The following is a 14042-nucleotide window of genomic DNA, read 5'->3' on the forward strand; positions in this document are numbered from 1 at the left end:
AAAGCCTATTAATGCTACTCAGAAAAACTTCAGTAGTCGTCTCCCTCTTAACTCTATCAACTCCCAACGCCTTAGCCTTTTCTGACACCCAAAGCTATTGGGCAAAAAATTGTGTCCAGCAACTAGGAGAGCGTAAACTTATTACAGGCTACCCTGATGGTAGTTTCCGCCCAGAAGCAACAGTGACACGCGCGGAAGCAGCAGTGTTGATGCTAAATGCTTTTCCTGATTCACCAGTGAAACGCACTGCTACGTCATTTAAAGATGTACCCAGTAATTATTGGGCGAATAAAGCAATTTCTACCGCTTACCAAAAAGGATTTTTTTCTGGTTATCCCGGTGGAATTTTCCAACCCAACCAGCCAATTCCTCGTGCCCAAATCATTGGTGTTGTAGCTGGTGGAAAAAATTACAGCCCTTTATCCAACCCAACGCAGATATTACAACAATATTTTAACGACGCGGGACAAATTCCTAACTATGCCCAGAGTTCCATTGCATCTGCGACTATTAATAGTATTGTTGTCAATTATCCCAATGTCAAACAGCTAAAACCACTGCAAAGCGCTACTAGAGGCGAAGTTGCAGCTTTGATATGTCGGGCGTTAAATATCTATACGGTTCCCCCACAATATATTGCCGGAATCGAAGTACATCCGCAAGAAGTCCGCCCTTTACCAGGAAAACTCGATATTATTCCCACCTTTAACAGCAATAGTCCTGAACTGGTAACAACTGATGGAATTTTACTATCAACTTTCCCCCCAGATGGGAAACAAGTACAAGAAGCACATTTAAATTATCCCTTTCAAGGCAGATTTGATATATTTGCTCATCATATTGTCAGGGCGGAAACATCAGCCCAAAGTCGCACTGTTTACCAAGGGATAATTGTACATAATCCAGGGAATGAACCTGTCACACTGCAAGTTTTACAAGCAGCTAGTTACCTTACCAGAGAAGCACCATTTATCGCTTTACCTGATATGGTAGAAAATCCTCAAGGTACAGTTTACTCTGGGCCAGGCGATCGCACAATGAATGATGTGTTGCGGGGAGTTCGGCAAGGGATTTTCCCTGAAAAGCTGGTGATAGAACCAAAAGGAACTCAAATCTTAGCGAATTTAGCCATTCCCGTACAGGCTCCTGCTTCTAACGGTCGCACTACAATGATGCGCTTGGCAAGTAGTAGCCCAGTTTATCTGGCGAATTTAGCAAAGAATAGCAATCTTCCCCCCACCTTAGCCGAATGGCAAAAGCTTCTGGATACTGGCAGTTTAGCAGGAAAACGTGACCCCATTCCCACACCTCTTGACCCTCCCAGAGAACCAACAGTATTTAGTCGCGTCGCTGGTGTCTCCCAAGGAACGCAATGGCAAACACAGCTGACGGATAATCCCAATGTGTCTGAGTTAACGATACCCTAACCAGGAAAAGCGTTTTCTTATCCTTTGGGAACTGTACATTTAATTACTCTCAGCACTGGACAAATTCAAAGCGCAGCCATGTTAAAACGCTATCCTGATACGGCGTACTTTGCTCACAGTAACTATGGTGTTGAATACAATCTGACTTTACCTCTCAGGAATATTACTAATCAAACTCAGACGGTAACTGTATCAATCCAGACTCCTGTAAAGGATGAAGGGGGAACAGATAGACTGCTGTTTTTAAAGCCAGGTGTAGAACAGGTATTCTTTCGGGGAACAGTGCGGGTGCGTTACATCGATGATAGTGGTGTGGAAAAGACGCGCTATGTCCATTTGGTACAGCGTCGGGGACAAAGGGGTGAACCGTTGGTGACGCTGAAAATGTTAGCGGGTGGGAAGCGAGAAGTACAAGTAGACTTTTTGTATCCTCCAGATTCTACGCCGCCGCAGGTTTTGACGGTGAGAACGGACGGGTGATGATGAGGTAGGTGAAGTTGAACCCGCAGTACCAAGATGGACTATGTTAGTGGATAATTTGTTTGTTTAGCGATCGCCCACATACTATCATAAAATCATACCTTGGCAATTGCGTAAACCTAGCGATCGCTTTTCGCTGTCGGTTAAGATGGCAACAATGTAACTATTAATATCATGGCTGCAAATAGAATCAGGGTTGCTAAAGATAAGGCTGAGTTAGTGAAATCTCTAGTAGCATCAAAAGACACAACTGGGCCTTTTCAGACTTATGTAGAAGTAATGGTGTTTGCAGCAGCTTTAGGCGTTAAATATAAAAAGCGCGTTCCTTTAGACGTAATTTCTAAAGATTTATCCCCACTGCGACAAGATTATTTTACTAGCAGCTTCACTCTGTTGATTAATTTGTTAGCTATTACCGAAACAGAAAATATTAAGATTCTAGACGATGATAATGTTGCTGATGAGCAACGTATTCACATTTTTGAAGAGTATGCTAATGGTGGTTTAGAAATTATACAAAATGAACTGCATGGCGCAGTAGACTATTCAGAGCGACTTTTCTTATTTCTCAGTTATGAGAGAACTAATACAGAACAAAAAGATGAGGAATTTGATCTAACCAAATTCCTATCTTAGTCTTAAAGTAATGCTTAAAATCAAAAGCGTTACATCCACCCCAGTGTAATTTTTATTGTTTTGACTGCATTTGTTACTGCACTAACAGTAGCAGATATTTTATAAGGCTTGTCTGGATTTTTAGGTTGGGCATTTATTCTAACTACATTATCCTTCCAAAGTTGATTTTCTCTTGACCAATCTAGCTGTGCTAGTTGTGAAACTTTTTCTTCATTAAAATAATTGTTTTCTGGATCATATATAGTGCAATAAACGCCCTAAAACTTCCAGCCCAACGCTTATACCTAGAATACAGTCTTCTTTAAATGCAGCGACTTCATCTTCTGTTATTTCTTCAACAGTTGTATCAGCGATATACTCAGTGTTACTGCATTCTGAGAAAAACTTATTAAGACAAATAACCAAAGCATCAGATGCTTGATAAACATCATAATCTCGAAGCTGATTACTTGGATCGTTAGTAAAAACGCAACTTACAAACCTAGCTATAAAATTAGTTGTGTAAATCAGTTTTTGTTTAGTTGCAGGACTTGATTTAATCTTCTCTGTCTTACCCTGAAACATTGGTACTCGTTTTATTAATTCTTTAGTAATGCCAACTCGACCAGAGAACTCACCAAATGATAATAACAATGATTTATCTAGTTGTTTGGTTTGAGCCATGTCTCTGAAATCTGCCTGACACTGGTGAAAGTCACCCTCTAAAACTAGAGTAATTGCAAAATCATCATCACTAATTAAGTGGCTTTCAGTACTTTCTATCAATTCGTGAATGGCACGTTTACGATGTTGCCCATCAGTTATATCTAATTTGACTCCACGACGAATAACAACCAAACAAATACCCCTACCAAGTTCAAGAATTGTTATGTCCTTTGGAGCGACATTAGCAGTCAAAGTTCCTACAATCCAGGGTTTTTCTTTTCGGGAACGGTCAACAATATATTTTTTAATTTCATCAGCATGACCTTTAACCTCTGGGCGATTTTTACCAGAATCAGGATCATTCCCAGTGGATGGTTTAGCTTGGAGAAGACCAGAAAAGTCACTCGCAGGTACATTAATTTGCAGCATTGTCCGCTTTCCCTACTGAAAAATCAGCCCTGGATAGCAGCGATCGCGATGATATTGTGAGAAGAATGGCTCAATAAAGGAGCTAAACTGAGCTTTTATCTGAGGAGAAATGCTATTATTGTCGTCCTCAATCGGTTGACCCATATAAATACCTAATATAAAATAGTAGATGTTAGCAAACATGATATGCAACCCTTATGGACTGTAGCATCGGTAAAAACCACACTACAAAATCCCTACTTAATTTTGCTAGTTGAGAATATGTGGAAGTCCTACAGCTTTCGGTTCAACAAACTCCCCATCAAAACCTATAGTTTTATTTTCAACAGTCCTAGCATCCGCCAAAGCCTTACGAAGTTCAGCACGTTCCATCTGTTCCTGAATTCCACCCAGGATGTAAATCAATAACTTCGCTGCCAAATCTCGTCCAGCAACCTGCACCCGCTTTTTATTTGGGTCATATAAAACCCCATACCAAAGAGATTGGGGATATTCCATACCACTAAAGCCGCCTTGCTGGTCAAACTTCCGCAGTTTCTTAAAAATATCTGCTAGAGAAAAACCTTTTTTAAAAACCATAATTCCCAAAGCTTGCGCTAATGCAACTTGAGCAACCGGACGGAAAAGCATATTTCCTTCACCTCCATCCTTCTCAAAGCTGAAGCGCCGCAAAGCTGGTGTATCCTCGTGTTCTAAAATTTTATAACTGGAAAGACTAGCTAAATTATCAAATAGCTTGCTAAATTCCTCAATCCCCTGCTCAAGTTCTTCATCCTCTGGACGCATGGGAATTAGACCTTTCTCCAAGGGTTTCCAGTGGGGGAACTTTTGAGCCAAATATCGCTCAGACATATCTTGTAGAGCTTGCAATGTCGTCAAAACTGTAGAATTGGAAGCTACCGTTGCACTATTCCAATTGACCCGGGGATTGCGTTCTTGTCGTTGTTCTAATAGTGGATGTGTAACTGCAATTTTTCTAGCAACGATCGCAAAACCATCATCCTCATTCAACTGTGTTAGTTGCCCTTTAGTCAACGGTGCAGCCATCAGGTTGACATGAACAAAAATCGATCTTACCCTGCGCCTCGCCTGGGTGCGAGTTTCCCCAGCCGCTACCGCACAGATGAACTCAATACCAATTTTTTCCTTGGGTAAATTTTGCAAGTAAGCAAGGTCTACTTGGTACTTTTCTATCAAATCATTAACTGTAATAAAACTGTCATCAGCACCTTTATCTTTTTTATAGCGTTGGAGTTTACGAGTTTTGATTAACTCCATCAATCCTTGAACCCCCATTAGTCGATGTTGTCCATCTAGTGCATAAATGGTTACATCATCCTCAGAAATATTTAGCAAACCTACCTTACCGTCTTTATCTAGGGGTATAAAATCAGTCGTAGACTTTGTGGCGCGTCCTTCGCTATCCCACTCAGCAGCTTTGGGATTATCCACCCACGGTTGATTTATCACCACCAGCACCGGCGGAAACTTATGATTGTCTCTAGCCGCTAAATACTGGACTAGCGGTGCTTGACGTGACCAATCAAGGGGACGTTGCTGAATTTCATCAATACTATCTGCGTCAATCTCGACATTATCAGTTTCAGGATTGTACTTTTTCTGAAACAGAGGTAAGCCAGAGGCGAAGTGAACCCGACCTGCAAACCATTCCAGTGTAACAGAGCTAACATAAGCCTCAGTACCACCCATCTCGGTTTTTTGAACGAGAATCTGATCTTTTCTCCCTAAAAACTTCTCTAGGAGTAAAGCTAGTACCTGTTTTTCCTTGTTTTCCCGTTCCAGGTATTCTCTAGCGATGTCAGCAGTTGGGTCAGATGCACTATCTTTCATGTTAGATTTTAAAAACAGAATAGGATTATGTGGTTTAATTATCCAAAAATTTGGATATTAGTAGTAAAGTTTTTAAAAACTTTTCTTCAACCCACCGAGGTGGGTTTTGTCTGTATTGCCGCGAATTCTATTCGCCCGGATATTACGCCAGTGTTTCCAGAGAGAAGGAGAAATGACTACAGCACAACAACCAGAAAAGACAGTTCAGCAAACACGTACTGTAGCAGAGTTAGTGGACTATATCCAAGCTCTCAACACTGAAATTCAAGAATTGTATTGTTTAGATGAGATACCTTGGGTTTTGGGTGTGTCTTGGGGAAAAGATTCTAGCACAGTATTGCAGCTTGTATGGAATGCGATCGCAGCTCTTCCTCCAGAAAAAAGAACTAAAACTATATATGTCATTACAACCGATACTCAGGTAGAAAATCCTGTAGTATCTGCTTGGGTTCGCAAATCCTTGCAGAATCTAAAAGTAGCTGCTAAAAAACAAGGGATGCCAATTGATCCACATTTACTACAACCAGTAATTGAAGACACATTTTGGGTAAATCTTATTGGTAAAGGATATCCAGCCCCTCGTAACCAGTTTCGGTGGTGTACACCACGCTTAAAAATTAATCCTGCTAATCAATTCATCCGTGAAATAGTTAGAGCTAACGGTGAAACAATTCTTGTATTGGGTACTCGCAAAGCAGAAAGCGCCAAACGTGCTGCCACAATGAAAAAGCATCAAGTTGATAGAGTACGCGATCGCCTGAGTCCTAATGCCAGCCTACCCAACTCCTTAATTTATACCCCTATTGAAGATTGGAGTAATAACGATGTCTGGATATACCTGAATCAGTGGGATAATCCTTGGGGACAAAGTAATAAAGAATTATTTGCTATGTATCGAGGTGCAACAGCCGATAATGAATGTCCACTAGTTGTTGATACTTCTACTCCTAGTTGTGGTGATTCCCGATTTGGCTGCTGGGTTTGCACACTAGTGAATAAGGATAAATCAATGGAGGCAATGATCCAAAATGATGAAGAAAAAGAATGGATGCAGCCATTATTAGATATCCGTAATGAACTAGATATCAAAGATGACCGAGAAAAAAGAGATTTTAGAAGAATTTGGGGAGATGTCCAACTATTTGAACGCAATAAAAACGGGGAAACCTCCATTGAACCAATCCCTGGCCCCTATACTAAATATTGGCGGGAACATTGGCTCAGACGATTATTAGAAGCGCAAACAAAAACCCGTCGGACAGCGCCAGAAAATATGCGCGACATCACCCTAATTACTCTAGAAGAAATGAGTGAAATTCGCCGCATTTGGCTAGAAGAAAAACACGAATTTGATGATAGCTTACCCCGGATTTATCAAGAAGTGACTGGTGAAGAATTTCAAGACCCCCGTCCTGGCGCTGACTATAGCTTACTAGGTCGTGATGAATGGATAGTATTAGAAGAAATCTGTGAAGGTGACGCGATGCACTTGGAACTCATGGCGAAATTGTTAGATACAGAACGCCAGTATCGCAAAAAGACTCGTCGCGTGGGAATATACGAAACCTTAGAAAAATGTTTTAATACAAGTTCCCGTTCTCCAGAAGATGCGATTAAAAATGCTCGTTTGAAACGAGAATTAAGCGAAGCAGTTAGTCAAGGTGATGTTGCAAAAGTCAAGCAGATGACTTTGGGCGATGTTGCAGCAATCAATGAAGTCGATCAAAGTGAAAGGGAAAGTGATGAACAGGTAACTTGGGCAAGTATGAAATTTAAAAAGGAAAAAAATAGAATAATAGAAGATAGGAGTCAACAAACTACTTAAAGAACGCTTGACAAAGTTTGATTATCTTAAAACAAGCGAGGTTCTATGATTCAAGCCATACACAAATTAGTAACTTTTGAAAATTTTGCAGCTTGGCGGCCTGAGGGTGGGAGATACGAATTACATGATGGCGTGATTGTTGAAATGGCTCAACCAGTAGGAGATCATGAGGATGTTGTTGGTTTTTTGGCGCTAAATATATCTATCGAAATTGGGCGACAAAAACTTCCTTACTTCATTCCAAAAACTGTATTAGTCAAGCCATTTGAAGGTGAATCAGCTTATTCACCAGACATCTTAATAATCAATCGGACAAATTTAGTGAATGAGCCTTTATGGAAAAAAGAATCAACTGTATCTCAAGCTATATCTATTCCATTGGTTATTGAAGTTGTCAGTACCAATTGGCGAGATGATTACTACAAAAAATTAGCTGATTATGAAGCTATAGGTATTCCCGAATATTGGATTATAGATTACGCGGCTTATGGCGCTAGAAAGTTTATTGGTAATCCTAAACTGCCTACTATATCCATTTATGAGCTAGTTGATGGTGAGTACCAAGTTACTCAATTTAAAGGCGATACCCATATTGTCTCGCCTACTTTCCCAGAATTGAATTTAACCGCCGAACAGATTTTTCAAGCTGGAGGTGTGCAAATCTAGCCACGCTTACCAACACCCAGACAGATGCGATCGCATTTCTTAACAGTTAATGATGGTATTATCTATATTTCATAGACAATATTTTTTCTCAATGTGTCAGACAAAATCATCTAATTAATTGTATCTGATTCCTTTCATCACAAAGTTTTTGCTTCTGCGATCGCTGTCGAACTCATGCTAATCTTAAAAATTAATGATATTTCTTGAACTCGTTCTACAAAACTTTGGCCCCTACAGTGGAAAACAGGTAATCAATCTTAACCCAAAAATTGATGAGAAAAGCTCACACCCAATTATTCTTTTAGGTGGGATGAATGGCGGCGGAAAAACCACGCTTATGGATGCTATTCGTCTCGCCCTTTATGGCCCCCGTGCCCAATGTTCTACCCGTGGTAATTTAAGTTATAGTGATTTTCTCAATCAATGTGTCAACAACAAAATAGATCCAATTGGAGACACGCGGATTGAATTACTTTTTGAACATATTGAAAACGATAAACCAATAAAATACCGTGTTGTGCGTAGTTGGACAAAAAATCCTAAAGACGGTAAAGATACATTAGGTATTTTAGGTGACAGTGATACATGGCCCGATGCTTTAGTTAATATCTGGGATGAATATATTGAAAATCTCCTGCCATTAGGGATTTCTAACTTATTTCTCTTTGATGGTGAACAGGTTAAAGAACTCGCAGAACAAGAAACACCACCACCTGTTGTAGTAGATGCAATTCGTGGACTTTTAGGTTTAGAGTTAGCAGATCGTTTAGCAGTTGATTTAGATATCTTAGTTAACCGTAAACTTAAAGAAGTTGGTAATAGTAAAGATTTAGCAAATCTAGAGGAAATTGAAACTAGGTTAACCCAACAACAAGAAGATTATCAAACAACAGGAGAAAAGTTAGAAACTCTCAAAAATCAGGTAGAAGAGTTAGAACAAAAGCAGCAAGAAGCTTTTGATAAATTTATTTCTGAAGGTGGGAAGATTGCAGCAGAACGCACTCAACTAGAATTACAACAGGATACAAAAACTGCGGAAATTGAACAAGTACGTCAGTCGATGTGTGAATTCGCGGCTGATATTTTACCTCTGGCATTAATTCCCAATTTGCTTAATCAGGTGCAAGCACAGGGAGAAAAGGAATTTCGCCATCAACAGGTACAAATTTCTAAAGATTTGTTAATTGAGCGAGATCAGCGCTTACTTGCTTGGCTCAATCAAGTGGAGATTTCTCCGATTCAAGTTGAAAAAATTCAATCATTTCTAGTCCAAGATGTCGATAATTTATATGCTAAGACTATCCAAATAGAAGCACCTTGGTTATTAGCTGATGATGAAAGTTTAAGTCAGCTAGATAATTTTATATATCATTTACAAAATTCTAAACTTTCTGCAAAAGAGAAATTAGCTATTCTCAAAAATAAAGAAGAAGAAATTCATACTCTAGAAAGACAAGTGCAAACAGCAGCAGCACCAGAAGATTATACAAAGCTGCGTCAAGCACTAGAAACGGCACAAAATCAAGTTATTGAAGCTAAAGCAAATTACGAAACAATCCGCCGCCGTTTAGCTGAATTAGAAACTGTTATTGCTAAGTCTAAAAAAGAACTAAATGATTATACTGTAGAAAATATTAAACATAAAAATAGCGAACATATTATTACTTCTGCGGCTAAAGTTCAAAACACACTCAAGATTTTTCGTGAAAAATTAACATTGAGAAAGCTCAATAAGTTAGAAGAAGAAGTTAAAAATTGCTTCCTTTATCTCCTCCACAAATCAGACTTAGTGCATCGCATCACCATTGATACTAAGACTTTCAGCCTTTTGCTTTATGATTTAAATGGTAAACCTGTGCCTAAACATCGTTTATCAGCAGGTGAAAAACAACTACTTGCGATCGCATTTCTCTGGGGTTTAGCCAAAGTCTCTGGACACCGCTTACCAGTAGCAATCGATACGCCGCTAGGTAGACTCGACTCCTCTCATCGCAATAACTTAGTTGAACGTTACTTTCCATCTGCTAGCCATCAAGTAATTTTGCTTTCTACGGATACTGAGATTGGCAAAAAAGAAGTAGAAACACTGCGAGAAAATGAAGCGATCGCTCGTGAATACCTGCTCAAATACGACTCCACTACCCGCCAAACAACCATAAAACCAGGATATTTTTGGTAGTAGATATTGTTAAAAATTGGCAGAGTGCGATTTTTCCAACTCTAGATATTTACAATATATATAACGACCTTTGGAAAGTAGATAAGCAATGACGAACTCACCACATTTACTAAAAATTGAGCGTGACCTACGTGCTTTGTCATTAGAAGAACTAGAATGGGTTTTAGAACTTATCACAAGACAAGTGCAAGAAAAGAAGCAAATATCAGATAGCTTTACTGATGTTAAATATATGAATGAACAACTAGCAGCAATGGCTAGTGATTTAGATATACAGGCAGAAATTGCCTCTATCAATAATGAATTTAGTGTTACAGAAATGGATGGGTTAAAAAAGGGTTTAACAAAGTGGTGAGCATTGAGAGAGGACAAATTTATTTTATAAATCTTAATCCAGTGCGGTGACGAGAACAAGCAGGAACACGACCAGTTTTAGTGTTATCTATAGACGCTATCAACCAATTACCTTTGGTTGTAACTGTAGTTGTAGGTACGAAAGGAACAAATATTAGGCACGATTATCCAAACAATATACGAGTATCTCCTAGTGACAGTGGATTGCGACTAGAAACAGTATTTTTATGTTTTCAAATTCGCTCTTTAGATCCAAATCGCTTTCCTGCTGATCCAGTTGGCAAAATTTCTGACTCCAAGATGCTTGAAGTTGAAACTGCGGTTCGTTACTGTTTGGGTTTATGACCGAAAACTACTTTAATTTTTAGGAAGATTATGGAATCACCAATCGAAAGAATAAAACTTTCCCAAACAGCCAAAGACCAACTTACCAAACTTAAGCGCAGCACTAAAATTGACCAATGGAATATCCTATGCCGTTGGGCGTTTTGTCGTTCCCTCGCAGAAGCAACCGCACCCTCCCCCGTCTCAATTCCCCAGGATAGCAACGTCGAAATGAGTTGGCGCGTCTTTGGCGGCGAAATGTCTGATATACTCCTCCTCGCCCTCAAGCAACGCTGTTACAACGACGGTTATCCCACCGACAAAGAAACCCTTGCCACCCAATTCCGCTTACATTTGCATCGCGGTATTGGTTACTTAGCAGGCGATCCAAATATCAAGAAAATTGAAGATTTAATTGAACTGGCGGTTAAAAATTGAAAGGATATTAGTTGACTGTTAACTCTTCACTGTTAACTGACAACTAATATTATGCCTGAAGCGCTAGAAATTGAGCGTCATAGAGCTGCGATCGCTCGCACTGATTTATCTCGCCCTGTGCGATTGGCTATAGAATGGGCAATCCTGAATCCAGACACTACTTTTTTTGACTACGGTTGCGGCTATGGTGGTGATGTCCAACGAGTCAAAAACTTAGGTTACACCAGCGCAGGCTGGGATCCTTACTACTATCCCGATGTCCCACGCACTCCCGCCGATGTGGTCAACTTGGGCTATGTCCTTAATGTTATTGAAGACTCAGAAGAACGTCGTCAAAGCCTTCGCCAAGCTTGGGAACTCACCGGGAAAGTTTTAATTGTCGCGGCTCAAATACTAATTAACGCACCCAGCAAAACCCAACTTGCTTACAATGATGGCATTGTGACGCGCCGCAATACTTTTCAGAAATATTACGAACAACAAGAACTCAAAACTTATATTGATGAAGTCTTAAATGTCGATGCAGTACCGATCGCACTAGGCGTTTACTTCGTTTTTCGAGACGAAGCTGAAAAAGAAAGCTACAAAGCTATCCGCTTTTTTTCTGCGACTTCTACACCGCGAGTCCGTATCCCCACTAAGCGGTTTGAAGACTATCAAGAACAGCTGCAACCACTCATGGCTTTTTTTACCAAGCGCGGTAGACTACCTGTAAAAGGCGAATTGGAAAATGAACAGGAATTACTGAGCGAATTTGGTAACTTTCGCCGCGCCTTCGGTGTAGTTTTGCAAGCTACTGATGAAGCAGAATGGGATGCGATCGCTTACCGCCGTTCTCTAGATATCCAAGTTTATCTTGCTCTCACCCACTTTGATCAACGCCCTGCATGGCAAAAGTTAGCCCCAGAAATGCGCCACGATATCAAAGCCTTTTTCAGCAGCTATGAGGAAGCTTGTCAAGTAGCCGATCAAAAGCTTTTCAGCTTGGGTAAACCTGGGGTGATTCAAACTGCTTGTGAAAAAAGCAAAATTGGTAAGCACACGCGCGGTGCGCTTTACGTCCATGTTTCGGCATTAGCAGCCCTTGCTCCATTGCTGCGAATTTGTGAAGGTTGCGCTAGTCGTACCATTGGGCGTGTCGATGAAGCTACATTAATCAAATATCACACTGACAAGCCGCAAATATCCTATCTGTCTTATCCTGAATTCGACACTAATCCCCACCCGACGTTAAAAGCCAGCATAGGTATTGATTTAAAAACTCTATTCGTCACTCACCGAGACTACGAAACTAGGGCAAATCCGCCGATTTTGCACCGTAAGGAAACATTTGTCACCAGCGACTACCCAGGCTACGAAGAATTTGCTAAACTCACCCAACAAGAACAGCAATTAGGATTACTCAATAGTAAAAGTGACATCGGTACACGTGAAGGATGGGAAAAATGCCTTGCTGCACACAGAGTAGAAATCAGGGGGCATCAGGTTTATCCAATTCAGGAAAGTTAAGAAAACGCTGACGCTATAAGGTTATCCTGAATTTGTATTTAAGCCAAGTAAATCTTGGTAGTTTGTCATGTTTGCGGAAAATCACACAGCAGCTATGGTAAGTTTCAATTCCTGATCGGGATTAATAGAGACTGCTGGTGCTGCGATCATTCAAACCCTTATAGGTACTAGTTAAATGATATACTTTTCAATTTCCTCGTTGTATTTTATTGATATTTCCTCAAAAGAGGCAAAAATTTGAAACTATGAGGAAAATTAAATCGCTACTGGGAGTTTTCGGTAGTCGCAAGATGGCGGCTTTATTATTTTTAGGTTTTTCATCAGGTTTACCGTTATTTTTAATCGGTAGTACCTTAAAGGCTTGGATGACCGATGAGAAGGTAGATTTAGCCGCTATTGGTTGGTTTAGCCTCGCTAGTTTGCCTTATTCCTTGAAATTTTTGTGGGCACCATTTTTGGACAGGTTCACCCTACCAGTTTTGGGACGGCGACGGGGTTGGTTAATTTTGACGCAGATTGCTTTGATTGTAGCGATCGCAGTTATGGGTTTTCAACAACCCAAACAAGCATTACAGCTACTAGCCATCAACGCCATAGTCATTGCTTTTATCAGTGCAACTCAAGATATCGCTGCTGATGCCTACCGTACCGACGTTTTAGAAAAATTAGAAATGGGCGCTGGTGCAGCCGTTTCTATCTTAGGTTATCGAATTGGCATGTTAGTAGCAGGTGCTTTAGCCTTGATGCTTGCTGACAAACTGCCTTGGTCATCGGTTTACTTGTTTATGGCAGGGACGATGGTAATTGGTATTCTTGCCACCTTATTCGCACTAGAACCGAAGGAAATTAGCCCTCCAGGTTCTCTTGCTGATGCTGTCATCTTGCCCTTTCAGGAATTTTTTCAGCGTCAAGGTATTATTAAAGCTATTCTCACGCTTGCATTCATTACCCTATACAAGCTAGGTGATGCTTTGTTGAGCAATATGACCACGCCTTTTTTGCTGCAAACTGGTTTTACCAAAACCGACATTGGGGCAATTCAAGTGGGGATGGGGTTAATTGCGACGATTGTCGGCGCTTTAGCCGGTGGTTCAATTTTGAGTACTATTGGCATCAATAGATCGTTGTGGGTTTTTGGTATTCTACAAGCAGTAAGTAATTTAGCTTACTTTTTTCTAGCATACATCGGTCAAAACTACCAAGCTATGGTACTTGCCATCAACGTAGAACAATTTTGTGGTGGATTGGGGACAGCAGCCTTTGTTGCCTTTTTGATGAG

10 protein-coding genes and 3 pseudogenes are annotated in these 14042 nt (G+C 40.3%); 10 read left to right on the forward strand and 3 right to left on the reverse strand.

Annotation, left to right across the window (positions count from 1 at the left end; genetic code table 11):
* The first annotated feature begins 11 nt into the window (after positions 1-11).
* Together RMY16_RS21790 and RMY16_RS21795 are read left to right on the forward strand one after the other, a co-directional pair.
* A pseudogene (locus RMY16_RS21790) lies at positions 12-1907 on the forward strand (DUF3370 family protein).
* Between the two features lie 174 nt (positions 1908-2081).
* Positions 2082-2543: a DNA phosphorothioation-associated protein 4 gene (locus tag RMY16_RS21795; RefSeq protein ID WP_322710162.1), complete on the forward strand. Its 462-nt coding sequence runs from the start codon at positions 2082-2084 to the stop codon at positions 2541-2543.
* Between the two features lie 29 nt (positions 2544-2572).
* Here the strand turns inward: RMY16_RS21795 and RMY16_RS21805 are convergent.
* The 3 genes and pseudogenes from RMY16_RS21805 to RMY16_RS21815 all read right to left on the reverse strand — a co-directional run bounded on the left by RMY16_RS21805 (position 2573) and on the right by RMY16_RS21815 (position 5468).
* A pseudogene (locus tag RMY16_RS21805) lies at positions 2573-3617 on the reverse strand (DNA sulfur modification protein DndB).
* 12 nt (positions 3618-3629) lie between these two features.
* Positions 3630-3800, reverse strand: a complete 171-nt coding sequence (locus RMY16_RS21810; protein WP_322738129.1) for a hypothetical protein — start codon at positions 3798-3800, stop codon at positions 3630-3632.
* Between the two features lie 66 nt (positions 3801-3866).
* Positions 3867-5468: a DGQHR domain-containing protein gene (locus RMY16_RS21815; RefSeq protein ID WP_322738130.1), complete on the reverse strand. Its 1602-nt coding sequence runs from the start codon at positions 5466-5468 to the stop codon at positions 3867-3869.
* Positions 5469-5640: 172 nt separating this feature from the next.
* Between RMY16_RS21815 and dndC the strand changes: the two genes are divergently transcribed.
* The 8 genes and pseudogenes from dndC to RMY16_RS21855 all read left to right on the forward strand — a co-directional run.
* Positions 5641-7293, forward strand: a complete 1653-nt coding sequence (gene dndC / locus RMY16_RS21820; protein WP_322738131.1) for a DNA phosphorothioation system sulfurtransferase DndC — start codon at positions 5641-5643, stop codon at positions 7291-7293.
* Between the two features lie 45 nt (positions 7294-7338).
* Positions 7339-7959, forward strand: a complete 621-nt coding sequence (locus RMY16_RS21825; RefSeq protein WP_322738132.1) for a Uma2 family endonuclease — start codon at positions 7339-7341, stop codon at positions 7957-7959.
* A gap of 193 nt (positions 7960-8152) precedes the next feature.
* On the forward strand, positions 8153-10138 hold the full coding sequence (dndD, locus tag RMY16_RS21830; protein ID WP_322738133.1) for a DNA sulfur modification protein DndD: 1986 nt from the start codon (positions 8153-8155) through the stop codon (positions 10136-10138).
* An 88-nt stretch (positions 10139-10226) separates the two neighbouring features.
* A complete protein-coding gene (locus tag RMY16_RS21835) occupies positions 10227-10493 on the forward strand; it encodes a hypothetical protein (RefSeq protein WP_322738134.1) in 267 nt (88 codons plus the stop codon).
* 65 nt (positions 10494-10558) lie between these two features.
* Positions 10559-10837: pseudogene (locus tag RMY16_RS21840) on the forward strand (type II toxin-antitoxin system PemK/MazF family toxin); the annotation flags it as partial.
* Between the two features lie 30 nt (positions 10838-10867).
* Positions 10868-11254 (forward strand): DNA sulfur modification protein DndE, encoded by a 387-nt coding sequence (gene dndE / locus RMY16_RS21845; protein ID WP_322738135.1) that lies wholly within the window; start codon positions 10868-10870, stop codon positions 11252-11254.
* 51 nt (positions 11255-11305) lie between these two features.
* Complete coding sequence (locus tag RMY16_RS21850; RefSeq protein WP_322738136.1) at positions 11306-12763, forward strand: DNA phosphorothioation-associated putative methyltransferase; 1458 nt, start codon at positions 11306-11308, stop codon at positions 12761-12763.
* A gap of 245 nt (positions 12764-13008) precedes the next feature.
* The coding region (locus RMY16_RS21855; RefSeq protein ID WP_322738137.1) for an AmpG family muropeptide MFS transporter at positions 13009-14042 on the forward strand (1034 nt) is incomplete at its 3' end.

Origin of the sequence: Nostoc sp. DedQUE12b, assembly GCF_034530835.1 — a bacterium.
Taxonomy (GTDB): domain Bacteria; phylum Cyanobacteriota; class Cyanobacteriia; order Cyanobacteriales; family Nostocaceae; genus Nostoc.